The organism is Acidovorax sp. GW821-FHT09A11, assembly GCF_059418365.1.
Genome location: NZ_JBWKPS010000003.1, coordinates 193,246 through 216,476, shown reverse-complemented (window position 1 = coordinate 216,476; position 23,231 = coordinate 193,246). Strand labels below are relative to the sequence as shown.

Here is a 23,231-nt window from a genome sequence, read left to right as displayed (position 1 = left end):
GTGGGTGCTCGTGTTGGTTGTGGTGCATCGGGGTGGTGTGCGTTTGCTGGCGGCGGTTGCATGCGATAATCCAAGGCTGTGCCAGTTCGGTCGTGCGGCTGTAGCTCAGTGGATAGAGTATTGGCCTCCGAAGCCAAGGGTCGTGGGTTCGATCCCCGCCAGCCGCACCAATGACGCGTGCAATCCAGGGAATGTGTCTCTTCGGGTGATCCTGCGGGGCTGCTAATTTCTCCGTGTTGCAAAAAACTAGTGCTATAATTCGAAATTCTCCGGAGGGGTGCCCGAGTGGCTAAAGGGGGCAGACTGTAAATCTGTTGGCTTACGCCTACACTGGTTCGAATCCAGTCCCCTCCACCAGTGAGAGAGTAGTGTTGAGAGTGATGTCCGGTTTTGCTTGATTGCAAGGCCGGGCGCGCAGAGGCTGTTGGCCGATGCGGGAGTAGTTCAATGGTAGAACCCTAGCCTTCCAAGCTAATGACGCGGGTTCGATTCCCGTCTCCCGCTCCATTGCTCGCTTGTGCTGGTTTGTTGAGTTAGAGATTTTGATGTTGTGCGAGCGGCATCAAGTTGCCCATGTGGCTCAGTGGTAGAGCACTCCCTTGGTAAGGGAGAGGTCGCGGGTCCGATTCCCGCCATGGGCACCACTTTCAGGTGCGTCCGATTCTGGTTGCGCCGAGATCCTGTCGTATTGGTATAGATTTTTTTCGGAGTCGGAAAAATGGCAAAAGGAAAGTTCGAGCGCACCAAGCCTCACGTCAACGTGGGCACGATCGGCCACGTGGACCATGGCAAGACGACGCTGACGGCGGCCATCGCCACCGTGCTGTCCGCCAAGTTCGGCGGCGAAGCCAAGGCATACGACCAGATCGATGCGGCGCCCGAAGAAAAGGCCCGCGGCATCACGATCAACACCGCGCACGTGGAATACGAAACGGCCAACCGCCACTACGCCCACGTGGACTGCCCAGGCCACGCCGACTATGTGAAGAACATGATCACCGGTGCTGCCCAGATGGACGGCGCCATCCTGGTGTGCTCGGCCGCTGACGGCCCCATGCCCCAGACCCGCGAACACATCCTGCTGGCCCGCCAGGTGGGCGTGCCTTACATCATCGTGTTCCTGAACAAGTGCGACATGGTGGACGACGAAGAACTGCTGGAACTCGTCGAAATGGAAGTGCGCGAACTCCTGGACAAGTACGACTTCCCAGGCGACGACACCCCCATCATCCGTGGCTCGGCCAAGCTCGCCCTGGAAGGCGACAAGGGCAAGCTGGGTGAAGAAGCCATCATGAAGCTGGCCGAAGCCCTGGACACCTACATCCCCACGCCAGAGCGCGCTGTGGACGGTGCCTTCCTGATGCCCGTGGAAGACGTGTTCTCCATCTCCGGCCGCGGCACCGTGGTGACCGGTCGCGTCGAGCGCGGCATCATCAAGGTCGGCGAAGAAATCGAAATCGTCGGTATCCGCGACACGCAAAAGACCATCTGCACCGGCGTGGAAATGTTCCGCAAGCTGCTGGACCAAGGCCAGGCTGGCGACAACGTTGGCCTGCTGCTGCGCGGCACCAAGCGCGAAGACGTGGAGCGCGGCCAAGTGCTGTGCAAGCCCGGCTCGATCAAGCCCCACACCCACTTCACCGCTGAAGTGTATGTGCTGAGCAAGGACGAAGGCGGCCGCCACACCCCGTTCTTCAACAACTACCGCCCACAGTTCTACTTCCGCACGACCGACGTGACCGGCGCCATCGAGCTGCCGGCCGACAAGGAAATGGTCATGCCTGGCGACAACGTGTCGATCACCGTCAAGCTGATCAACCCCATCGCCATGGAAGAAGGCCTGCGCTTCGCCATCCGCGAAGGCGGCCGTACGGTCGGCGCTGGCGTCGTGGCCAAGATCATTGCTTAACTGGCAAAGGTATACAGGGGTATAGCTCAATTGGCAGAGCGTCGGTCTCCAAAACCGAAGGTTGTAGGTTCGATTCCTACTGCCCCTGCCACTTGAATGTGGCTCAGAACAAGCCCGCCAGGCCCTGGCGGGCTTCGGTGTCTTAAGTGATGCCGTGAATCGGAAGCAGGAAATACTCAAAGATGGCCACTTCACAGGTTGAAACTGTCAATACAGGCGCAGACAAGGCCAAGCTCGCAGCGGTGGTGGCTTTGGTCATCGCCTCGGTTGCGGGCTTTTATTTGCTGAGCAAGCAGGGTGCTCTCGTCCAATGGGCTGCGCTGATCGTCGGTCTGGTGGCGGCTGCGGGCGTGTTCCTGGTGTCGGAGTCTGGCCGTCAGTTCGTTGCCTTCGCAAAGGATGCATGGCGCGAGGTGAAAAAGGTCGTCTGGCCTACCCGCAAGGAAACCTTGCAGATGACGGCGTATGTGTTTGCCTTCGTGGTGATCATGGCGCTTTTCCTGTGGTTCACGGACAAGACGCTGGAATGGGTCTTGTACGACTTGGTTTTGGGTTGGAGAAAGTCATGACGACCGCTGCGGAAATCACTGGAGCAGAAGCTCCTGCAGGCGCTTCTGCTTCGGCAAATCCGGATCTGCGCTGGTACATCGTCCATGCCTATTCGGGCATGGAAAAGGCGGTGGAGCGCAATATCCAGGAACGCATTGGTCGCTCTGGCATGCAAGACAAGTTCGGTCGCATTCTGGTGCCGACCGAAGAAGTGGTGGAGATGAAAAACGGCCAGCGCAAGACGACGGAGCGTCGCTTGTTCCCTGGCTATGTATTCGTCGAGATGGTGATGGACGACGATACCTGGCACTTGGTGAAGCACACCAACAAGGTGACCGGTTTCGTGGGGGGGGCCAAGAACCGCCCCGCCCCTATTTCCGAAGAGGAAGTCCAGAAGATCGTCAGCCAGATGCAGGAAGGCACGGACAAGCCGCGCCACAAGATCGAATTCATGGTGGGCGAGCTGGTTCGCGTCAAGGAAGGTCCGTTCACGGATTTCAATGGCTCCGTCGAAGAAGTCAATTACGAAAAGAGCCGCGTGCGCGTCTCCGTGATGATCTTCGGCCGCTCCACGCCGGTCGAGCTGGAATTTGGTCAGGTCGAAAAGACGTAAGAACGTCTTCGATAAAAACCCTGATCGCCCTGGCACGCCAGGGCAAGCAATTGGATGTCGCGCTTTTCGGCTCGGTGCGAACATCGTGATAGCGAGTCGTTAACCCCGGGGAGCCGGTTGCTGCATGGTGCAGCGCAGGCGTTATGACCCGTAAGGAGTAAAACATGGCGAAAAAAATCGTCGGTTTTATCAAGCTGCAAGTCCCAGCTGGTAAGGCCAATCCATCCCCACCCATCGGCCCGGCACTGGGTCAGCGTGGCCTCAACATCATGGAGTTCTGCAAGGCATTCAATGCGCAGACCCAAGGTGTGGAGCCAGGCCTGCCATTGCCCGTGGTCATCACGGCTTTCGCAGACAAGAGCTTTACCTTCATCATCAAGACGCCGCCTGCGACGACTCTGATCAAGAAGGCCATCAAGCTCGAAAAGGGTTCGGCCAATGCGCTGAAGATCAAGGTCGGCAAGATCACGCGCGAACAGCTCGAAGAAATCGCCAAGACCAAGATGAAGGACATGAATGCCGCGAATGTTGACGCAGCTGTCCGTACGCTGGCTGGTTCCGCACGCTCGATGGGCGTGACGGTGGAGGGTTTGTAAATGGCCAAGTTGACGAAAAAGCAAAAAGCCCTGCAGGGCAAGGTTGACAGCACCAAGCTGTACGCCTTCGCGGATGCAGTGGCCCTGGTGAAGGAAGCCGCCACCGCCAAGTTCGATGAATCCATCGACGTGGCCGTGCAGCTCGGCATTGATGCCAAGAAGTCCGACCAAGTGGTGCGTGGCGCCGTGGTGCTGCCCAACGGTACCGGCAAGACGACGCGCGTCGCCGTGTTCGCCCAGGGTGCCAAGGCTGAAGAAGCCAAGGCCGCGGGTGCCGACATCGTCGGCATGGACGACCTGGCCGCCATGGTCAAGGCTGGCGACATGCCTTTCGACGTGGTGATTGCTGCCCCTGATGCGATGCGCGTCGTGGGTACGCTGGGCCAGATCCTGGGCCCGCGTGGCCTGATGCCCAACCCCAAGGTGGGCACAGTGACGCCTGACGTTGCCACGGCCGTGAAGAACGCCAAGGCTGGTCAAGTGCAGTTCCGCGTGGACAAGGCCGGTATCGTGCACAGCACGATTGGCCGCCGTTCGTTCGACAACGAGAAGCTGCAAGGCAATCTGGCTGCCCTGATCGATGCACTGAACAAGGCCAAGCCTGCTTCGAGCAAGGGTCTGTACCTGCGCAAGGTCGCCGTGTCTTCCACGATGGGTCTGGGCGTCCGCGTGGATACGCAATCCATCGCAGCGTAATTGCGAAAAGAAATCTTCGGACCTGTCAAAGGGTCCGATGTGGTGGGCTGAAGCTGGCATTCAAGCTGCCTTCAGGCCATCCAAGACCGTTGGTGTGCAAGTTCGCACTTAATCCCCCTGGGGCCAACGCAGATGGCGATCCCGCTGCAGATGGAATCCGTTCCGAAACAGTTGGTCGCTGCAACAAGAGCGCGCAGGAGGGTGCAAGCCTGAATGTGCAATTTAAGGAGTAGACCTTGAGTCTTAATCGCAGTGAGAAAGAAGCGGTCATCAGTGAAGTGACCAGCCTCGCCGCTAAAGCTCAAACGCTTGTGATCGCGGAGTACCGCGGCATCACGGTCGCCGACATGACCAAACTGCGTGTGGAAGCTCGCAGCAAGGGCGTGAACCTGAGTGTTCTGAAGAACACCCTGGCTCGCCGTGCTGTAGCTGGCAGCGCGTTTGACGTGGTGGCTGACCAGATGACCGGTCCGCTGATCTATGGCTTCTCCGAAGACGCTGTGGCCGCCGCCAAGGTGGTGGCCGATTTCGCGAAAACCAACGACAAGCTGGTGATTCGTGGTGGCGCTTTCGGTGGCAAGGCCCTGGATGTCAACGGCGTTAAGCAACTGGCCAACATTCCTTCCAAGGAAGTGCTGCTGGCTCAGATTTGTGGCTTGCTTATGTCCCCCATGTCGCGTACGGCCGTTGTGCTGGGCGCACTGGCGGCGAAAAAAGGCGAAGGCGCAGCCGCACCGGCCGCCGAACCTGCCGCGGCTTGATAGCCGGGCAGTCAACCAACACAATTGTTAGGAAATCAAAATGGCATTCGATAAAGACGCATTCTTGACCGCGCTGGACAGCATGACGGTCCTGGAACTCAATGACCTGGTGAAGGCCATTGAAGAGAAGTTTGGCGTGAGCGCTGCAGCCATGGCTGCTCCTGCTGCCGCTGGTGGCGGTGCTGGCGCTGCTGCTGCTGAAGAAAAGACGGAATTCAACGTGGTGCTGACGGAAGCCGGCGCCAACAAGGTGTCCGTCATCAAGGCAGTGCGCGAAATCACCGGCCTGGGCCTCAAGGAAGCCAAGGACCTGGTGGACGGCGCTCCCAAGAACGTCAAGGAAGGCATTGCCAAGGCCGACGCCGAAGCTGCCGTCAAGAAGCTGGTGGAAGCCGGCGCCAAGGCCGAACTCAAGTAATTCGGTCTCGTTCAAGGGCTGGAGTGCTCCTCAAAGGGCCTCCAGCCTTTGGTGCTTTCAGAGCGCACCCGCAAGCCTCGTTTTCCACGAGTCTTTCGAGTGTCTTCTGACAACCCCGACAGCAGAAGACGCCTTGGTTCGGGTGATGTGCAATGCATCACCGTCCGCCATGGTTGGTAGTGGCCAACCGCCAAGCCCGCAAGGACACCTCTCCTTGCGGGTCAGTCGTCGAAGACCCAGGACTCATGTCTTTGCCCGGAGATCTCATGGCCTATTCCTACACCGAACGCAAGCGAATTCGCAAAAGCTTCGGCACCCGCGATAGCGTGCTCGAAGTTCCTTATCTGCTGCAGATGCAGAAGGACGCATACACCGCTTTCCTGCAGGCTGATAAAGCACCCCAGAAAAGAACCATCGAAGGCCTTCAGGCTGCATTCGACGCTGCCTTTCCTATCGTCTCCCACAACGGTTTCGTGGAGATGAAATTCATCGAGTACAACCTGGCCAAGCCCGCCTTCGACGTGCGCGAGTGCCAGACGCGTGGCCTGACGTTCGCGTCGGCCGTGCGGGCCAAGGTGCAGCTGATCATCTATGACCGCGAGTCCTCGACGTCGCAGTCCAAGGTGGTCAAGGAAGTGAAGGAGCAAGAGGTCTACATGGGCGAAGTGCCGCTCATGACCGACAAGGGCTCGTTCATCATCAACGGCACCGAGCGCGTGATCGTGTCCCAGCTGCACCGCTCGCCCGGCGTGTTCTTCGAGCACGACAAGGGCAAGACGCACAGCTCGGGCAAGCTGCTGTTCTCGGCGCGCATCATCCCTTACCGCGGCTCCTGGCTGGACTTCGAGTTCGACCCGAAGGACATCCTGTATTTCCGTGTGGACCGCCGCCGCAAGATGCCGGTCACGATCCTGCTCAAGGCCATCGGCCTGAACCCGGAATCCATCCTGGCGAACTTCTTCGTCAACGACAATTTCCGCCTGATGGACAGCGGCGCGCAGATGGAGTTCGTCTCCGAGCGCCTGCGCGGCGAAGTGGCGCGCTTCGACATCACCGACAAGTCCGGCAAGGTCGTCGTGGCCAAGGACAAGCGCGTGACCGCGCGCCACACCCGCGAACTGGAGCAGTCCGGCACCACGCACATCAGCGTGCCCGAAGACTTCCTGATCGGCCGCGTGGTGGCCCGCAACATCGTGGATGCGGACACCGGTGAGATCATCGCCAAGGCCAATGACGAACTGACCGAGGCACTGCTCAAGAAGCTGCGCAGTGCCGGCGTGCAGGACGTGCAGTGCATCTACACCAATGAACTCGACCAGGGCGCGTACATGTCGCAGACCCTGCGCATCGACGAAACGGTGGACGAGTTCGCAGCGCGCGTCGCCATCTACCGCATGATGCGCCCCGGCGAGCCGCCCACGGAAGACGCCGTGCAGGCCCTGTTCCAGCGCCTGTTCTACAACCCCGACACCTACGACCTGTCGCGCGTGGGCCGCATGAAGTTCAACGCCAAGATCGGCCGCGACGAATCCACCGGCCCCATGGTGTTGTCCAACGAGGACATCCTTGCCGTGGTCAAGATCCTGGTGGACCTGCGCAACGGCAACGGCGAAGTCGATGACATCGATCACCTGGGCAACCGCCGCGTGCGCTGCGTGGGCGAACTGGCCGAGAACCAGTACCGCACCGGCCTGGCACGTATCGAGAAGGCCGTGAAGGAGCGTCTGGGCCAGGCCGAGCAAGAGCCGCTGATGCCCCACGACCTGATCAACAGCAAGCCGATCTCGGCTGCGCTGAAGGAATTCTTCGGCGCCTCGCAGCTGTCGCAGTTCATGGACCAGACCAACCCCCTGGCTGAAATCACGCACAAGCGCCGTGTTTCCGCACTGGGCCCGGGCGGTCTGACCCGCGAACGCGCAGGCTTCGAAGTGCGCGACGTGCACGTGACCCATTACGGCCGCGTCTGCCCTATCGAAACGCCTGAAGGCCCGAACATCGGCCTGATCAATTCGCTGGCCCTGTACGCACGCCTGAACGAATACGGTTTCATCGAAACCCCGTACCGCCGCGTGGTGGAAGGCAAGGTCACGAACGAGATCGACTACCTGTCGGCCATCGAGGAAGGCAAGTACGTGATCGCGCAGGCCAACGCCGTGCTCGACAAGGACGGCCGCTTGACGGGCGAACTGGTCTCTGCCCGCGAAAAGGGTGAATCCATCCTGTGCGGTGCAGACCGTGTGCAGTACATGGACGTGTCGCCCGCGCAGATCGTGTCGGTGGCCGCCTCGCTGGTTCCATTCCTGGAGCATGACGATGCGAACCGCGCATTGATGGGCGCCAACATGTCGCGCCAGGCCGTGCCCGTGCTGCGTCCCGAGAAGCCCCTGGTGGGCACGGGCATCGAGCGTGTGGCCGCCGTGGACTCGGGCACCGTGGTCACCGCGACCCGTGGCGGTATCGTCGACTATGTCGATGCCACCCGCATCGTGGTGCGCGTGAACGACGACGAGGCCGTGGCCGGTGAAGTGGGCGTGGACATCTACAACCTCATCAAGTACCAGCGTTCCAACCAGAACACCAACATTCACCAGCGCCCCATCGTCCAGAAGGGTGACAAGCTGGTCAAGGGTGACGTGATCGCCGACGGCGCATCGACGGACTTCGGCGAGATCGCCATCGGCCAGAACATGCTGATCGCCTTCATGCCCTGGAATGGCTACAACTTCGAAGACTCGATCCTGATCTCCGAGCGCGTGGTGGCCGAAGACCGCTACACCTCGATCCACATCGAGGAACTGGTGGTCATGGCCCGCGACACGAAGTTGGGCGCCGAAGAAATCACGCGCGACATTCCGAACCTGTCGGAACAGCAGCTGAACCGTCTGGACGAGTCCGGCATCATCTACGTGGGCGCCGAAGTGCAGCCCGGCGACACGCTGGTAGGCAAGGTCACGCCCAAGGGCGAGACCACGCTGACGCCTGAAGAGAAGCTCCTGCGCGCCATCTTCGGCGAAAAGGCTTCCGACGTGAAGGACACCTCGCTGCGCGTGGACCAGGGCTCGCAAGGCACCGTGATCGACGTGCAGGTGTTCACCCGCGAAGGCATTCAGCGCGACAAGCGCGCCCAGCAGATCATCGACGATGAACTCAAGCGCTTCCGCCTGGACCTGAACGACCAGCTGCGCATCGTCGAGGCCGACGCCTTCGACCGTATCGAAAAGTTGCTCAACGGCCGCGTGGCCAATGGCGGCCCGCAGAAGCTGGCCAAGGGCACCAAGATCGACAAGGCCTACCTGGCGTCGGTCGAGAAGTTCCACTGGTTCGACATCCGTCCCGCCGAAGACGAAGTCGCCACGCAACTCGAGTCCATCAAGAACGCTCTGGAGCAGACGCGCCACAGCTTCGACCTGGCCTTTGAAGAAAAGCGCAAGAAGCTCACACAAGGCGACGAGCTGCCAGCGGGCGTGCTCAAGATGGTCAAGGTCTACCTGGCCGTCAAGCGCCGCCTGCAGCCCGGCGACAAGATGGCCGGCCGCCACGGCAACAAGGGGGTGGTCTCCAAGATCGTTCCGGTCGAAGACATGCCCTACATGGCCGACGGCACCCCTGCCGACATCGTGCTGAACCCCCTGGGCGTGCCCTCGCGGATGAACATCGGGCAGGTGCTCGAAGTCCATCTGGGCTGGGCCGGCAAGGGCATCGGCCAGCGCATTGGCGACATGCTGCAGCAGCAGGCCAAGGCCTCCGAGCTGCGCAAGTTCCTGGAAGAGGTGTACAACTCCCGCGGCCGTACCGAAGACCTCTCGCAACTGAGCGATGAGGATGTGCTGAACATGGCGGCCAACCTCACCAGCGGCGTGCCTTATGCCACTCCGGTGTTCGATGGTGCTTCGGAAGAAGAAATCAAGGACATGCTGAAGATCGCCTACCCGGACGACATTGCCGAGCGCAAGGGCCTCACGCCCACCCGCACTCAGGCTTACCTGTTCGACGGCCGCACCGGCGAGCGTTTCGAGCGTCCGACGACCATCGGCTACATGCACTACCTGAAGCTGCACCACTTGGTGGACGACAAGATGCATGCCCGTTCGACCGGTCCTTACTCGCTCGTCACGCAGCAACCGCTGGGCGGCAAGGCGCAGTTCGGCGGCCAGCGTTTCGGGGAAATGGAAGTGTGGGCGCTGGAAGCTTACGGCGCCGCCTACGTGCTGCAGGAAATGCTGACGGTGAAGTCCGACGACGTGGTGGGCCGTACCAAGGTGTACGAATCCATCGTCAAGGGCGAACACGCCATCGAAGCCGGTATGCCGGAATCGTTCAACGTGCTGGTCAAGGAAATCCGTTCGCTGGGCCTGGACATCGAGCTGGAACGCTCCTAAGCAGAAAAGGAAAGAGTCACTATGAAATCGCTACTCGACCTGTTCAAGCAATTCACGCCGGATGAGCATTTCGATGCCATCCGCATCGGCATGGCTTCGCCCGAAAAGATCCGCTCGTGGTCCTTCGGCGAAGTGAAGAAGCCCGAAACCATCAACTACCGCACGTTCAAGCCCGAGCGCGACGGGCTGTTCTGCGCCAAGATCTTCGGCCCCATCAAGGACTACGAATGCCTGTGTGGCAAGTACAAGCGTTTGAAGCACCGCGGTGTGATCTGCGAGAAGTGCGGTGTTGAAGTCACGCAGACCAAGGTGCGTCGCGAACGCATGGGCCACATCGACCTGGCCGCGCCCTGCGCTCACATCTGGTTCCTGAAGTCGCTGCCATCGCGCCTGGGCCTGGTGCTGGACATGACGCTGCGCGACATCGAACGCGTGCTGTACTTTGAAGCCTACGTGGTGACCGACCCCGGCATGACCCCGCTGAAGAAGTTCAGCATCATGTCCGAGGACGACTACGACGCCAAGCGCAAGGAATACGGCGACGAATTCATCGCCAAGATGGGCGCCGAAGGCATCAAGGACCTGCTGGAATCCATCGATATCGACCTGTCGATCGAACGCCTGCGTGGCGACCTGACCGGCTCCGAAGTCAAGGTCAAGAAGAACGCCAAGCGCCTGAAGGTGCTGGAAGCGTTCAAGAAGTCGGGCATCAAGCCCGAGTGGATGGTGCTCGAAGTGCTGCCCGTGCTGCCACCGGACCTGCGTCCGCTGGTGCCGCTGGACGGCGGCCGCTTCGCGACTTCCGACCTGAACGACCTGTACCGCCGCGTCATCAACCGCAACAGCCGCCTGCGCCGCCTGCTGGAGCTGAAGGCCCCTGAAATCATCGCCCGCAACGAAAAGCGGATGCTGCAGGAAGCCGTCGACTCGCTGCTGGACAACGGCCGCCGTGGCAAGGCCATGACGGGCGCCAACAAGCGCGCCCTGAAGTCGCTGGCCGACATGATCAAGGGCAAGTCCGGCCGTTTCCGCCAGAACTTGCTGGGCAAGCGCGTGGACTACTCCGGTCGTTCCGTGATCACCGTGGGCCCTACGCTCAAGCTGCACCAGTGCGGTCTGCCCAAGCTGATGGCCCTGGAGCTGTTCAAGCCCTTCATCTTCTCGCGCCTGGAAGCCATGGGCATCGCGACGACGATCAAGGCTGCCAAGAAGGAAGTCGAATCCGGCACGCCGGTGGTGTGGGACATCCTGGAAGAGGTCATCAAGGAACACCCCGTGATGCTCAACCGTGCGCCTACGCTGCACCGTCTGGGTATCCAGGCCTTCGAGCCCATCCTGATCGAAGGCAAGGCCATCCAGCTGCACCCACTCGTCTGCGCGGCCTTCAACGCCGACTTCGACGGTGACCAGATGGCTGTTCACGTACCGCTGTCGGTGGAAGCGCAGATGGAAGCCCGCACGCTGATGCTGGCCTCCAACAACGTGCTGTTCCCCGCATCGGGCGAACCCTCCATCGTTCCTTCGCAGGACGTGGTGCTGGGCCTGTACTACGCCACCCGTGACCGTATCAACGGCAAGGGCGAAGGCCTGGTGTTCGCCGACACCGGTGAAGTGCAACGTGCTCTGGACGCCGGCGAGGTCGAACTCGCCGCCAGGATCACGGTGCGCATGACCGAGTGGACCAAGAACAAGGAAACGGGCGAATTCGTTCCGTCCACCTCGCTCGTGGAAACCACCGCTGGCCGCGCACTGCTGTCCGAGATCCTTCCCAAGGGCCTGCCGTTCTCCAACATGAACAAGGCGCTCAAGAAGAAGGAAATCTCGCGCCTGATCAACGTGTCCTTCCGCAAGTGCGGCCTGAAGGAAACGGTCGTGTTCGCCGACAAGCTGCTGCAAAACGGCTTCCGTCTGGCCACGCGCGCCGGTATCTCCATCGCCATCGACGACATGCTGGTGCCTCCACAGAAGGCCGGCATCATCGAGCGCTCCGAGAAGGAAGTGAAGGAGATCGAACAGCAGTACGTGTCCGGTCTGGTCACCTCTGGCGAACGCTACAACAAGGTGGTGGACATCTGGGGCAAGGCCGGCGACGAAGTGTCCAAGGTGATGATGGCCCGGCTGTCCAAAGAGAAGGTCATGGACCGCCACGGCAAGGAAGTGGACCAGGAGTCGTTCAACTCCATCTACATGATGGCCGACTCCGGTGCCCGCGGTTCCGCCGCCCAGATCCGCCAGGTGGCCGGCATGCGGGGCCTGATGGCCAAGCCAGACGGCTCGATCATCGAAACGCCCATCACCGCGAACTTCCGCGAAGGCCTGAATGTGCTGGAGTACTTCATCTCCACCCACGGTGCCCGTAAGGGTCTGGCCGACACGGCGCTCAAGACCGCCAACTCCGGTTACCTGACCCGCCGCCTGGTGGACGTGACGCAGGATCTGGTCGTGACCGAGGAGGATTGCGAAACCTCCAATGGTTCGCTGATGCGCGCCATCGTCGAAGGCGGCGAAGTGATCGAATCGCTGCGCGACCGTATCCTGGGCCGCACGGCCGCAGAAGACGTGCTGCATCCGGAAACCCGGGCGGTGCTGGTCCAGGCGGGCGTCATGCTCGAGGAAGACCTCATCGAGGAACTCGAAGCCGCTGGCGTCGACGAAGTGAAGGTGCGCACGGCGCTGACCTGCGAGACCCGCTATGGCCTGTGCGCCAAGTGCTACGGCCGCGACCTGGGCCGTGGCGGCCTGATCAACCTCGGCGAAGCCGTGGGCGTGATCGCTGCCCAGTCCATCGGCGAACCCGGCACGCAGCTGACCATGCGCACGTTCCACATCGGTGGTGCCGCTTCGCGCGCCGCCATCGCATCGAGCGTGGAAGCCAAGTCCAACGGCGTGATCGGCTTCAATGCCACGATGCGCTACGTGAGCAACACCAAGGGTGAGCTGGTCGTCATTGCACGTTCGGGTGAGATCATCATCCACGACGAGCATGGCCGCGAGCGCGAGCGCCACAAGGTGCCTTACGGCGCGACGCTGACGGTCAAGGCCGACCAGCAGATCAAGGCCGGCACCATCCTGGCCAACTGGGATCCGCTGACGCGCCCCATCATCACCGAGTTCGCCGGCCAGACCAAGTTCGAGAACGTCGAAGAAGGTCTCACGGTGGCCAAGCAGGTCGACGAAGTGACCGGCCTGTCCACGCTGGTGGTGATCGATCCGAAGCGCCGCGGCGCTGCCAAGGTCGTTCGTCCACAGGTGAAGCTGATCGACGCGCAGGGCAACGAAGTGAAGATCCCTGGCACCGACCACTCGGTGACCATCGGCTTCCAGGTCGGCGCGCTGATCCAGGTGCGCGACGGCCAGGACGTGGGCCCCGGCGAAGTGCTGGCGCGTATTCCGGTCGAAGGCCAGAAGACCCGCGACATTACCGGCGGTCTGCCCCGCGTGGCTGAGCTGTTCGAAGCCCGCACTCCGAAGGACAAGGGCACGCTGGCCGAGATGACCGGTACCGTGTCGTTCGGCAAGGAAACCAAGGGCAAGGTCCGCCTGCAGATCACCGATCCTGAAGGCCACGTGTTCGAAGAGCTCGTGCCCAAGGAAAAGAACATCCTGGTGCACGAAGGCCAGGTGGTGAACAAGGGCGAGTCGATTGTGGACGGCCCCGCCGATCCGCAGGACATCCTGCGCCTCTTGGGCATCGAGGAACTGTCGCGCTACATCGTGGACGAAGTGCAGGACGTGTACCGCTTGCAGGGCGTGAAGATCAACGACAAGCACATCGAGGTGATCGTTCGCCAGATGCTGCGCCGCGTCGTGGTCGAGAACGTCGGCGAGTCGAACTACATCGCCGGTGAGCAGGTTGAGCGCTCCGAGATCCTCAACACCAACGAGGCGCTGCAGGCCGAGGGCAAGATTCCCGCGACCTACAGCAACCTGCTCTTGGGTATCACGAAGGCTTCGCTGTCGACCGACTCCTTCATCTCGGCGGCTTCCTTCCAGGAAACCACCCGCGTGCTCACCGAGGCTGCCATCATGGGCAAGCGCGACGAGCTGCGCGGCCTGAAGGAAAACGTGATCGTGGGCCGCCTGATCCCGGCTGGTACGGGTCTGGCTTACCACCAGGCACGCAAGGCCAAGGATGCCATGGACGACGCCGAGCGCCGCGCCATCGCCGAAGCCGAAGCGGCCGAGATGGAAGCCCAGGCGGATGCCACCGAAGTCGAGGGCAGTGCCTCCACGGCCACCGACGCAGCTGCTGACTAAGCCCGAGGGCTGTCACTGAAGAGCTCCCGCCCTGTCCCTGGCAGGCCGGGAGCTTTTTTTTGGACATCGTCTGCGCACCTTTCTTCTTTTCCTTTCTCCATTTACTTTTCGGGCCGGAACGCGTGGTGCACGCGGAGACGGCAGCTGTGCATGTGGTCATCGCCTCTTTTCTGGATTGTTTTTGCCATCGCCGTCTTCTGGGCCCTGGGCGCCTACAACCGCCTGATGCGGCTGCGCTCTGCCGTCGTGCAGGCGTTCGGCAGTTTTGACGCGCACATGGTGCGGCTGGTGGCGCTGCTGGGAGAGTTTGGAGCCGCGCATGCTGTCCAGCCCTCCACCTTGAGTGCCCCGGAACAGGAGATGGCAGCACTGCAGGGCGCCACCACCCAATTGAGTGCGTCGCTCGCAATGGCGCGTGCCCGTCCCCTGCAGGCAGATGCAATCGCCGCTCTGACGGCCGCACGCGATGTGCTGCAGGCTTGCTGGCAGAAGGCGGGGCGCAGGGAAGGGCAGGGCGACCCACCGCCCACAGCGGCTGACGCGCGGGACGCCTTGCCGTCGCCCTGGCAAATCCGGTGGGATGAACATGTCCAGCAGAACGACCAGGCCATTCGCGTCTTCAACGATGCGGTGTTGCACTACAACGCCGCCATTGCCCAGTTTCCCGCGAACCTGCTGGCCTGGGTGTTCGGATTCAAGGCCGCCCGGGGCCTGTAGACCGTTTTCAGGACCACCATGACCCAACCCCCTGCGCGCCGCCCCATGTCTTCTTCCGGGGGACAACCTCCTTCGCCCCGCAGCCCCGCCCACCCGCCGTCCGGGGGCGGACAGCCGGTGGCGCTGTGGCAGCAGCTGGATGCCGTGGCCGGCGCCTTGCTGGCCATTCGCGGGGGCCAGTCCGGAACCGCCGCCATGGCGGCGGTGGACGTGGGTCTGCGCCCGGGTGTGCAGTCTCTGCTGTTCCAGGTGCTGCGCCAGGCCGGGCGCGCCGAGGCATTGCGCCGCCAGATGGTCGCCCGCACGCCGCCGCCGGCGGCGGATGCCTTGCTGTGCACGGCGCTGGCGCTGTGCTGGAACCCGGACGAATCGCCGTATGAGGCCTTCACGCTGGTGAATCAGGCGGTGGAGGCGGCCAAGCGGAGCGCATCCACCCGCGCGCAGGCCTCGTTCATCAACGGGTGCTTGCGACGCTTTCTGCGCGAGCGCGATGCGCTGGTCGCCCGCACCGGCGACGACCCGCTGGCCCGCTGGAACCATCCCCAGTGGTGGATCGCACGGCTGCGCAAGGACCATCCCCAGCATTGGGAGCAGATCCTTCAGGCCAACAACGCCCACGCGCCAATGGCGTTGCGGGTTAACAAGCAAAAATGCACTCTGGCGCAATACCATCAAGCGCTAGGTGCTATTAATTTGGAAGCGTCTTCGTGGGGCGATGCCGGGCTGGTGCTGCGGCATCCCGTGCCTGTGCAATCCCTGCCGGGCTTTGACCAGGGCTGGGTGTCGGTGCAGGACGCCGCCGCGCAGATGGCGGCGCCCCTGCTGCTGGACGGCCTGGACCTCGCACAGCCCCTGCGTGTGCTCGACGCCTGCGCCGCACCGGGGGGCAAGACGGCCCACCTTCTGGAGCTGGCCGGTGCTGGCGCCCCTGTACAGGTCACCGCGCTGGAGATCGACGCCGCCCGCAGCGCCCGCATCGGTGACACCATGCAGCGCCTGGGGCTTCGTGCGCAGGTGGTCGTGGCCGACGCCGCACGCCCCCAGGACTGGTGGCAGCAGCACTGCGGGGGTGAACTGTTCGATGCCATCTTGCTCGATGCGCCATGCACCGCCTCGGGCATCGTGCGGCGCCACCCCGACGTGCGCTGGCTGCGCCGCGAGAGCGACATTGCCCAGTTGGCCGCCCTGCAGGCCCGCCTGCTGAAGACGCTCTGGCCCCTTCTGCGCCCAGGCGGGCGGCTGCTGTATTGCACCTGTTCCGTGTTCCGCGCCGAAGGCGACGACCAGGTGCAAACGTTTCTTGCACACAACACCGATGCGCAATTGCTGCCGTCGCCGGGGCATTTAATTCCCGGCAACGGGGACAAGCCCGGGGCTGTCCCGGACAATCAACCGGGTGACCACGACGGATTTTTTTACGCACTGTTGCAAAAATCGCCGCAATGAGTCCGTGATGGCTCGGTGGATGGTGGTTTGCGCAATTTTTGTGCTCATGGGATGTGCCGCCCTGCTGCCGGGGCTGGCCGCGGCAGGGCAAGCCGCCGCGCCCGAGGTGGGCGAACTGCGGCTCGAGCGGGCCGAAGACGGCCTGTACCTCAGCACCAACCTGCAGTTCATGCTGCCGGAACTCGCAGAAGATGCATTGAACAAAGGCATTCCCATGTTCTTCGTGGCGGAGGCCCAGGTGCTGCGCGACCGTTGGTACTGGTCTGACCGCCAAGTGGCGGAAACCACCCGCTATCTGCGCCTAAGTTATCAGCCATTGACGCGAAGATGGCGATTGAACATCTCCCCCGTACCGTTCACCAACAGCGGCCTGGGCGTGGTGCTGGGGCAGAACTTTGACGACTATGCCGACGCGTTGTCTGCCATTCAGCGGATTTCGCGTTGGAAGATCGCTGAAAACGAGGTGATCGAGGCAGATGCCGTGCACACGGTCAACTTCCGGTTCAGGCTCGACATGTCCCAGCTGCCCCGCCCGTTTCAGATTGGGGCCGTGGGGCGATCCGGATGGAATCTGCTGGTTTCGCGCAGCCAGCGCCTGGCAGCGGAGCCTGCGAAGTGAGTCACCCCGGCGCTCCCCGGCCGGCGGCGGCCTCCGCATCAGCCCACGCCGCCGCACGCCAGTCGCGCGCCGTGCGCTGGGCGGTGGGGGTGGGCGCCGCCGCCATGTCTGCCATCGGCTTGGTGCTGATGTTCCTGCTTACCCTGGCGACCAACAACCGCGCGCTGTACGAGCGCAACTACGCCTGGCTCTTTGGCGTGAACGTGCTGGTGGCGCTGCTGCTGCTGGCCGTGCTGGTCTGGGTGGCGGTGCGCCTGGGCATGCGCCTGCGCAAGGGGCGCTTTGGCAGCAGGCTGCTCGTCAAGCTGGCGGCCATTTTCGCGCTGGTGGGCCTGATGCCGGGGCTGCTGATCTACGTGGTGTCCTACCAGTTCGTCACCCGCTCCATCGAGAGCTGGTTCGATGTGAAGGTGGAAGGGGCCCTGTCGGCGGGGGTGAATTTGGCCCGGGTTTCACTCGACTCGCTGGCTACCGACATGGCCGCCAAGACGCGCAACGCGGGTGCGCAGGTGGCCCAGGTGCCCGATGCCGCCGCCGGGCTGGTGCTCGAACGCATCCGCGAGCAGCTGGGCGCCACCGATGTCGTGCTCTGGAACGCTGCAGGGCAGGCGGTGGCCAGCGCCGGCCAGTCGCGCTTCAGCCTGAATCCCGACCGCCCCGGGGTGCCCCTGCTGCGCACCGTGCGCCAGCAGCGCGCCACCGCGCAGATCGAGGGACTGGACGATATATCGGACCCTGCCGCCGCGCAGAACGCGCGGGTCAAGGTGCTGGCCCTGGTGAGCAGTCCCAGTGTGGGCTTGCTCGTGGAGCCCCGGTACCTGCAAGCCACGCTCCCGCTGCCGCCCGCGCTGGTGGCGAACGCCATCGCCGTGCAGGAGGCCAACCGTGAATACCAGGAGCGCGCGCTGGCGCGGGGAGGCCTGCGGCGCATGTACGTGGGCACGCTCACGCTGAGCCTTTTCCTGGCGGTATTTGGAGCCGTGCTGCTGGCGGTGCTGCTGGGCAATCAGCTGGCACGCCCCCTGCTCGTGCTGGCCGAAGGGGTGCGCGAGGTGGCGGCCGGCAACCTCAGCCCCAAGGCCGTGCTGCAGGGCAAGGACGAACTGGGCGGCCTCACGCGGTCCTTCGCCTTGATGACCCAGCAACTGGCGGATGCCCGGCAGGCCGTGGAACAGAGCATGGGTGAGGTCGATGCCGCCCGCGCCAATCTCCAGACCATTCTGGACAACCTGACAGCGGGGGTCATCGTCCTGGATGCGCAGGGGCTGATCCGGTCGTCCAACCCCGGCGCCACGCGGATCCTGCGCGCACCCATGGCGGTGTACGAAGGGCGTCCGCTGTCCGAGGTGCCCGGCCTTGCCGAGTTTGCGGCATCGATCCAGGGCCATTTCGACGCCTTCCTGGGGGACACCGAACGCCATGGGCTGGACCACTGGCAGCAACCGTTTGAACTGCATGCGTCGTCCGGCGGCGTGGGGCAGCACGCCACCAGCCTCGTGGCCCGGGGGGCCGAACTGCCTGATTCGGCCCGATTGTTGGTTTTTGACGACATTTCGGAAATTGTTTCAGCACAGCGTGCGCAGGCCTGGGGCGAGGTGGCACGGCGCCTGGCGCATGAAATCAAGAATCCGCTGACGCCCATCCAGCTGTCCGCCGAGCGGCTGGAAATGAAGCTCTCGGGCAAACTGCCGGATCCAGAGCAAGCCATCCTGGCCAAGTCCGTCAAGACCATCGTGGACCAGGTGGACGCCATGAAGCGGCTGGTCAACGAATTCCGAGACTACGCACGGTTGCCCGCCGCAGAGCTGCATGCGCTGGATCTCAATGCGCTGGTCGCGGATGTGCTCCACCTGTATGGGGAAGAGAACGCCACCGTGCGTGTGGAAGCCGAGCTGGACCCGCGCTGCCCCAGCATCGCGGGCGACGCGCAGCAACTGCGCCAGGTCGTGCACAACCTGCTGCAAAACGCGCAGGATTCCACGGAACAGGCCCGTGCCAGCACCTCCGAGCCCGTGCCCGCGGTGCGCATCAGCACGCGCTGGAGCGAGTCCTCGCGGCGCGTGCGGCTCACGGTATCGGACAGCGGCGCCGGCTTCCCCGCGCACATCCTTCAGCGGGCCTTCGAACCCTACGTCACCACCAAGCCGCGGGGTACCGGCCTGGGGCTGGCCGTGGTCAAAAAGATTGCCGACGAGCACGGCGCACGCATCGACTTGTCGAATCGCATCGAAGATGGCGTGGTGCGGGGAGCCCAAGTGTCGTTATCATTCGCCCCTGAACCAGCGGTGGCGTCATAACAACACCGCCCCGCAGTACCCAAGGCGCTTCAACACACATGGCAAACATTCTGGTGGTCGACGATGAGCTCGGCATTCGTGATCTGTTGTCGGAAATCCTGAACGACGAAGGTCACAGCGTAGACCTCGCAGAAAACGCAACCCAGGCGCGTGCTGCCCGGTCGGGCAATACTTACGACCTGGTGCTGCTCGATATCTGGATGCCCGATACCGACGGTGTCTCGCTGCTCAAGGAATGGGCAACGGCCGGCGTGCTCACCATGCCCGTGATCATGATGAGCGGCCACGCCACCATCGACACCGCCGTGGAGGCCACGCGCATCGGCGCGTTCTCTTTCCTTGAAAAGCCCATCACCCTGCAAAAGCTGCTCAAGGCGGTGGAGCAGGGCCTGGCGCGCAATGCCGCCCACCAATCGGCCCCGGCGGCCGCCACCCAGGCGCCCGTTCACGCTCCCGCCGACCCCACGTTCTCGCAACTGCCGGCCGTATCGGCCGTGATGGCCAGCGTGGACGCCGGCCCGCACGCCCACCAGGGGTTTGATCTGGACCGCCCCCTGCGCGAAGCGCGTGATGGCTTCGAGAAAGCCTATTTCGAATTCCACCTTGCCCGCGAGGGCGGCTCGATGACGCGGGTAGCCGAAAAAACCGGCCTGGAGCGCACCCACCTGTACCGCAAGTTGCGCCAGTTGGGCGTGGACCTGGGGCGAGGCAAGCGCACCTAGCAGCACCGCAATAAATTCCTTCAGGTTCTTCAGAAGCCTCGATTTTTCTGGTTATAATTTGAGGCTCAGGCCCGGTAGCTCAGTCGGTAGAGCAGAGGATTGAAAATCCTTGTGTCGGTGGTTCGATTCCGCCCCAGGCCACCACTCTCATTTTGTAGTCGTACATAGACGACTGCAGAAGTCAAAAAGCCCTAAGTAAATCAACGACTTAGGGCTTTTCCCATTCCGGGCCCGTCCGTAGTTATCCACCCCAAGCCAGCGCAAAGTGGGGGCAACTTTGGGGGCAACTGCTGGGCTCGGGAGCAATATGTCCGGGCGACGCGCTTTCATTCACCATTGAGCGCAGTGATGGATCGAGACGATCCGCCAATGCCGCTGCGGATCAGCCCTTTGGTCCGATTGGCGTGCTTCAAGCTGGACCAGGGCATTCGAATCCCGCAGACGGACTGCCGCTCAGCTCAGATCAGCATTGGACGGAGCGAGCATGGCGTTCGATCTCGCTCACGGTAGCCCTTCGCGCTGCGTGCGGCTTGCGGTCTTCGATAGCGGCGCCTAAAGGCGACCGGTGGAACTCTGCGGGCATTGCAACGATGCCTGTATCCCTTTCCGGGGGAGACATAGTCTGGGACGTTGGGCAGGACGCTGCTCCTAAGCTGGTTGCCGTTCGGCAAGATCAGGTCGTTGTCTTGCGGTTGGAAGTGGTCCATTCCACTCCCGCTTGAGGTAGTGTGTCTTCGGATGCTCACGCAGAAACACGCAGCATTGCACCCAGTCCATGGTCGCCGGGTGGGCGTCGATTGCGTGAGAAAGATGATCCAACACCATCGCGGCCATCGCGGCGCAGGTATCCGGCGGGCGCGGGTTGGTCAGCATGAGGGTCGCGATCAGTTGCTGCGCTTGCGGATCTACTCCGCACAACTCGGCGGCGATGGGAGTCACGCGCGACTTCAGGTCTGCGAGCACTGCCCATCCGCGCTCCGCCAGCGCATGGTGCAGAGCCCGCAATACAGGCTCCCATTCAATCGCTGCAAGCAGCGGCGGTGAAACCTGGATGGCAATATGCGGCATGGGGGGCTCCGTGTTCAGTCGATCTTGATGCCGACATCGCGGATCAGCTTCTGCCAGCGTGTTCGCTCGCTCGCCATCAGCCGCGCGAAAGCCTGGGGGGAGCTATCGACAGGTACCGAGCCGAGTGCGGCCAGCTTGTCTTGAGTGGTCTTGGTTGCGAGCACTGCGCCCATGTGTTTGACCAACCAGTCCGTGCGGTCGGCCGGCGTGGCAGCGGGGGCCAGGAAACCGTACCAGCCGCCAATTTCGGCATCCACACCCGATTCCTTGAGCGTTGGCACATTGGGCAAGGAGGGAATGCGCTGGGCTGCCGTCACCGCAAGCGCCTTCAGGCGCCCGCTGTGCACATGCTGCAAGATGGCCGGCATGGCCTCGAACACCATGTGAGCTGTCCCTCCCAGCACATCGTTGAGTGCAGGGGCGGAGCCGCGGTACGGAATGTGGAGGATGGACGTACGGGTCTGCTGCTTGAACAGTTCGCCCGCCAAGTGTTGAGGTGTGCCATTGCCAGCAGACGCGTAGAAGTACTTGCCGGGGCTCTTGCGCAGCAGTTCGAGGGCTTCGTTGACCGTCGTCGCAGCAAAGGAGGGGTGCACGGCCCAGAGCAACGGCACCGAAGCGGCCCATGCCAGCGGTGTGAAGTCCTTTGCTGCATCGAAGTTGAGCTTGGGATACAGCGCAGGGTTGGCGGCCAACGGGCCAAGCGCACCCAGCAGCAGCGTATATCCGTCGGCCTCACCGCGTGCGACCGCCTCGGTGCCGATGTTCCCGCCCGCACCACTGCGGTTGTCGACCATCACCGTGGCACCACTGTGCGTTTGCAAGGCATTCGCCATCAGGCGCGAAACCGCATCCGTAGTAGCGCCTGCTGGATAGGGGCACACGATCCGGATCGGCCTTGAGGGAAAAGCCTGCGCGTGAGCGCAGGGCGTCACGCCGAGGGCGGGAAGTGCCGTGGCCGCGCCAGCGTACTGAAGGAAGTTGCGTCTTTTCATCGGTGCACAGTTGGTTGGAGTTATCTCGTGTTGTAGTGTCGACAGTGCAGCGGGTCTGCGCAATTTGCATTTTCTGGTCGTATCTATCGGATAATCCGATAACAATGGGCACACGCGACCGCGATCCACTTGATCTTGTCTCCTTGCGCCAGTTGCGCTACTTCGCGGCAGCGATGCGTGCGCGCAGCTTCAATGCAGCTTCGCGCGATGCCTCGATCTCTCAGGCGGCCCTGTCGGAGCAAATCGCCTTGTTGGAATCGACCCTCGATGTGCATCTGTTCGACCGTACGAGCGGGCGCGCCATTGCGACGGTCTCTGGGCAGGAGCTTGACCGCCGGGTTTCGACCTGTCTGATGGAACTGCAGTCGGCCCTGCGCGATGCGCGCCAACGTGCGAACACCGTGGCAGGGCTGGTCCGCGTCGGCCTGGTGCAGTCTTACGCTGGATGCTGGGTACTCCCCGTGGTGCGCACCGCGCAAGCTCAGTGGCCGGAGCTTTCGATTGCGCTGCGCAGACGGACTGCACAAGCCTTGACCGAAGGCGTTTTGCGCGGTGATCTTGATCTTGCTGTCAGTTTCGACCCGGAACCACATGCGGATCTTGAAGTCCTGGCATGTTTCGAGGAGTCTGCTGTTGCTGTCGGGTTGGGGGCCAGAAGGCGCTCGCTGAGCCTCGCCGACGTCGCGAAGCACCCTCTGGCATTGCTTCCCGCCGAGTATTCAATGCGCCGCCAGCTCGACAACGCCTTTGCCGCGCTGGGGCTGAAGCCAAACGTCCAACTTGAGTCCGATGCGCTTGAAGATCTTGTGCATGCGGCGCGTGAGAACAGCATGGTTGCACTGCTCAACGGCGCCGCCGCGCTGAGCCTGGATGTGAACGACGCCACCCCTTTGGCTGACAAGAAACTACGCAGGCAAGCCTGCCTGGTGCGCTCACGCAGCCGGCATCACAGCCTGGCTGCCCGGCACCTTTGGGATGCGCTGTCGGCCGCAAGCCCCAGGCAGCCGGTATCGTGGGTCCGACGATCAAAAAACTGAAGAAGACAAGGCCCGGTAGCTGCCATGGCCTTGAGTGGGAACACTTCGCCATGCGTCTCGACTTCCATGTCGCCTAGGCTAGCTACCCTTGCATCGACGTTCCCAAGAACCAGTGGACTGGCACTGAGCCGTCCCGCGGTTTGCGCACACTG

17 protein-coding genes and 6 tRNA genes are annotated in these 23,231 nt (G+C 62.6%); 21 read left to right on the top strand and 2 right to left on the bottom strand.

The features are described 5' to 3' along the window. Window positions 1-94: 94 nt before the first annotated feature. From AC07PV_RS08585 to AC07PV_RS08490, 20 genes are all read left to right on the top strand, one after another. Window positions 95-170: transfer RNA gene (locus AC07PV_RS08585), tRNA-Arg, on the top strand. 101 nt (window positions 171-271) lie between these two features. Further along, a tRNA-Tyr gene (locus AC07PV_RS08580) sits at window positions 272-357 on the top strand. A 76-nt stretch (window positions 358-433) separates the two neighbouring features. Next, a tRNA-Gly gene (locus AC07PV_RS08575) sits at window positions 434-507 on the top strand. A 62-nt stretch (window positions 508-569) separates the two neighbouring features. Continuing rightward, window positions 570-644, top strand: a tRNA-Thr gene (locus AC07PV_RS08570). A 74-nt stretch (window positions 645-718) separates the two neighbouring features. Then, entirely contained in the window at window positions 719-1,909 is a 1,191-nt protein-coding gene (gene tuf / locus AC07PV_RS08565; RefSeq protein WP_056642984.1) for an elongation factor Tu, read from the top strand. A 15-nt stretch (window positions 1,910-1,924) separates the two neighbouring features. Further along, a tRNA-Trp gene (locus AC07PV_RS08560) sits at window positions 1,925-2,000 on the top strand. A gap of 91 nt (window positions 2,001-2,091) precedes the next feature. Further along, window positions 2,092-2,478, top strand: coding sequence for a preprotein translocase subunit SecE (gene secE, locus AC07PV_RS08555; protein ID WP_218297389.1), 387 nt, complete (start codon window positions 2,092-2,094; stop codon window positions 2,476-2,478). Continuing rightward, window positions 2,475-3,071, top strand: a complete 597-nt coding sequence (gene nusG, locus AC07PV_RS08550) for a transcription termination/antitermination protein NusG (RefSeq protein WP_082437456.1) — start codon at window positions 2,475-2,477, stop codon at window positions 3,069-3,071. Before secE ends, nusG begins: the two co-directional genes overlap by 4 nt. Before the next feature lie 164 nt (window positions 3,072-3,235). Continuing rightward, entirely contained in the window at window positions 3,236-3,667 is a 432-nt protein-coding gene (rplK, locus tag AC07PV_RS08545; RefSeq protein ID WP_063459212.1) for a 50S ribosomal protein L11, read from the top strand. Continuing rightward, window positions 3,668-4,363 (top strand): 50S ribosomal protein L1, encoded by a 696-nt coding sequence (gene rplA / locus AC07PV_RS08540; RefSeq protein WP_218297388.1) that lies wholly within the window; start codon window positions 3,668-3,670, stop codon window positions 4,361-4,363. A 236-nt stretch (window positions 4,364-4,599) separates the two neighbouring features. After that, complete coding sequence (rplJ, locus tag AC07PV_RS08535) at window positions 4,600-5,124, top strand: 50S ribosomal protein L10 (protein WP_218297387.1); 525 nt, start codon at window positions 4,600-4,602, stop codon at window positions 5,122-5,124. Between the two features lie 40 nt (window positions 5,125-5,164). Then, complete coding sequence (gene rplL, locus AC07PV_RS08530) at window positions 5,165-5,542, top strand: 50S ribosomal protein L7/L12 (protein ID WP_008907085.1); 378 nt, start codon at window positions 5,165-5,167, stop codon at window positions 5,540-5,542. A 266-nt stretch (window positions 5,543-5,808) separates the two neighbouring features. Further along, window positions 5,809-9,921 (top strand): DNA-directed RNA polymerase subunit beta, encoded by a 4,113-nt coding sequence (gene rpoB / locus AC07PV_RS08525; protein ID WP_218297386.1) that lies wholly within the window; start codon window positions 5,809-5,811, stop codon window positions 9,919-9,921. 21 nt (window positions 9,922-9,942) lie between these two features. Beyond that, window positions 9,943-14,178 (top strand): DNA-directed RNA polymerase subunit beta', encoded by a 4,236-nt coding sequence (gene rpoC, locus AC07PV_RS08520; RefSeq protein WP_218297385.1) that lies wholly within the window; start codon window positions 9,943-9,945, stop codon window positions 14,176-14,178. A gap of 150 nt (window positions 14,179-14,328) precedes the next feature. After that, window positions 14,329-14,895: a LemA family protein gene (locus AC07PV_RS08515; protein ID WP_218341323.1), complete on the top strand. Its 567-nt coding sequence runs from the start codon at window positions 14,329-14,331 to the stop codon at window positions 14,893-14,895. Between the two features lie 18 nt (window positions 14,896-14,913). Then, complete coding sequence (gene rsmB, locus AC07PV_RS08510) at window positions 14,914-16,341, top strand: 16S rRNA (cytosine(967)-C(5))-methyltransferase RsmB (RefSeq protein ID WP_494629991.1); 1,428 nt, start codon at window positions 14,914-14,916, stop codon at window positions 16,339-16,341. Between the two features lie 46 nt (window positions 16,342-16,387). Further along, complete coding sequence (locus AC07PV_RS08505) at window positions 16,388-16,960, top strand: DUF4390 domain-containing protein (protein WP_492255352.1); 573 nt, start codon at window positions 16,388-16,390, stop codon at window positions 16,958-16,960. Beyond that, on the top strand, window positions 16,957-19,257 hold the full coding sequence (locus AC07PV_RS08500; RefSeq protein WP_218297383.1) for a sensor histidine kinase: 2,301 nt from the start codon (window positions 16,957-16,959) through the stop codon (window positions 19,255-19,257). The genes AC07PV_RS08505 and AC07PV_RS08500 overlap by 4 nt, the downstream gene beginning before the upstream one ends. Before the next feature lie 38 nt (window positions 19,258-19,295). After that, on the top strand, window positions 19,296-19,979 hold the full coding sequence (locus AC07PV_RS08495; RefSeq protein ID WP_218297382.1) for a response regulator: 684 nt from the start codon (window positions 19,296-19,298) through the stop codon (window positions 19,977-19,979). 68 nt (window positions 19,980-20,047) lie between these two features. Then, window positions 20,048-20,123 (top strand) — tRNA-Phe (locus AC07PV_RS08490). A gap of 504 nt (window positions 20,124-20,627) precedes the next feature. Here AC07PV_RS08490 and AC07PV_RS08485 read toward each other — a convergent pair. Beyond that, the gene (locus tag AC07PV_RS08485; protein ID WP_218297381.1) at window positions 20,628-21,047 is read right to left on the bottom strand and encodes a 5-carboxymethyl-2-hydroxymuconate Delta-isomerase; all 420 of its coding nucleotides are present in this window, start codon (window positions 21,045-21,047) and stop codon (window positions 20,628-20,630) included. Window positions 21,048-21,061: 14 nt separating this feature from the next. After that, a complete protein-coding gene (locus AC07PV_RS08480) occupies window positions 21,062-22,042 on the bottom strand; it encodes a Bug family tripartite tricarboxylate transporter substrate binding protein (protein ID WP_494629990.1) in 981 nt (326 codons plus the stop codon). Between the two features lie 104 nt (window positions 22,043-22,146). Between AC07PV_RS08480 and AC07PV_RS08475 the strand changes: the two genes are divergently transcribed. Further along, a complete protein-coding gene (locus tag AC07PV_RS08475; protein ID WP_494629988.1) occupies window positions 22,147-23,079 on the top strand; it encodes a LysR substrate-binding domain-containing protein in 933 nt (310 codons plus the stop codon). The last annotated feature ends 152 nt before the right edge of the window (window positions 23,080-23,231 follow it).

Bases quoted from the DNA above. Each gene is read 5' to 3' on its own strand.
- nusG (WP_082437456.1), top strand. From the start codon at position 2,475: ATGACGACCGCTGCGGAAATCACTGGAGCAGAAGCTCCTGCAGGCGCT.
- secE (WP_218297389.1), top strand. From the start codon at position 2,092: ATGGCCACTTCACAGGTTGAAACTGTCAATACAGGCGCAGACAAGGCC.
- rplA (WP_218297388.1), top strand. From the start codon at position 3,668: ATGGCCAAGTTGACGAAAAAGCAAAAAGCCCTGCAGGGCAAGGTTGAC.
- rplK (WP_063459212.1), top strand. From the start codon at position 3,236: ATGGCGAAAAAAATCGTCGGTTTTATCAAGCTGCAAGTCCCAGCTGGT.
- AC07PV_RS08515 (WP_218341323.1), top strand. From the start codon at position 14,329: ATGTGGTCATCGCCTCTTTTCTGGATTGTTTTTGCCATCGCCGTCTTC.
- tuf (WP_056642984.1), top strand. From the start codon at position 719: ATGGCAAAAGGAAAGTTCGAGCGCACCAAGCCTCACGTCAACGTGGGC.
- rsmB (WP_494629991.1), top strand. From the start codon at position 14,914: ATGACCCAACCCCCTGCGCGCCGCCCCATGTCTTCTTCCGGGGGACAA.
- AC07PV_RS08505 (WP_492255352.1), top strand. From the start codon at position 16,388: ATGGGATGTGCCGCCCTGCTGCCGGGGCTGGCCGCGGCAGGGCAAGCC.
- AC07PV_RS08495 (WP_218297382.1), top strand. From the start codon at position 19,296: ATGGCAAACATTCTGGTGGTCGACGATGAGCTCGGCATTCGTGATCTG.
- AC07PV_RS08480 (WP_494629990.1), bottom strand. From the start codon at position 22,042: ATGAAAAGACGCAACTTCCTTCAGTACGCTGGCGCGGCCACGGCACTT.
- rpoC (WP_218297385.1), top strand. From the start codon at position 9,943: ATGAAATCGCTACTCGACCTGTTCAAGCAATTCACGCCGGATGAGCAT.
- AC07PV_RS08475 (WP_494629988.1), top strand. From the start codon at position 22,147: ATGGGCACACGCGACCGCGATCCACTTGATCTTGTCTCCTTGCGCCAG.
- rpoB (WP_218297386.1), top strand. From the start codon at position 5,809: ATGGCCTATTCCTACACCGAACGCAAGCGAATTCGCAAAAGCTTCGGC.
- rplL (WP_008907085.1), top strand. From the start codon at position 5,165: ATGGCATTCGATAAAGACGCATTCTTGACCGCGCTGGACAGCATGACG.
- AC07PV_RS08485 (WP_218297381.1), bottom strand. From the start codon at position 21,047: ATGCCGCATATTGCCATCCAGGTTTCACCGCCGCTGCTTGCAGCGATT.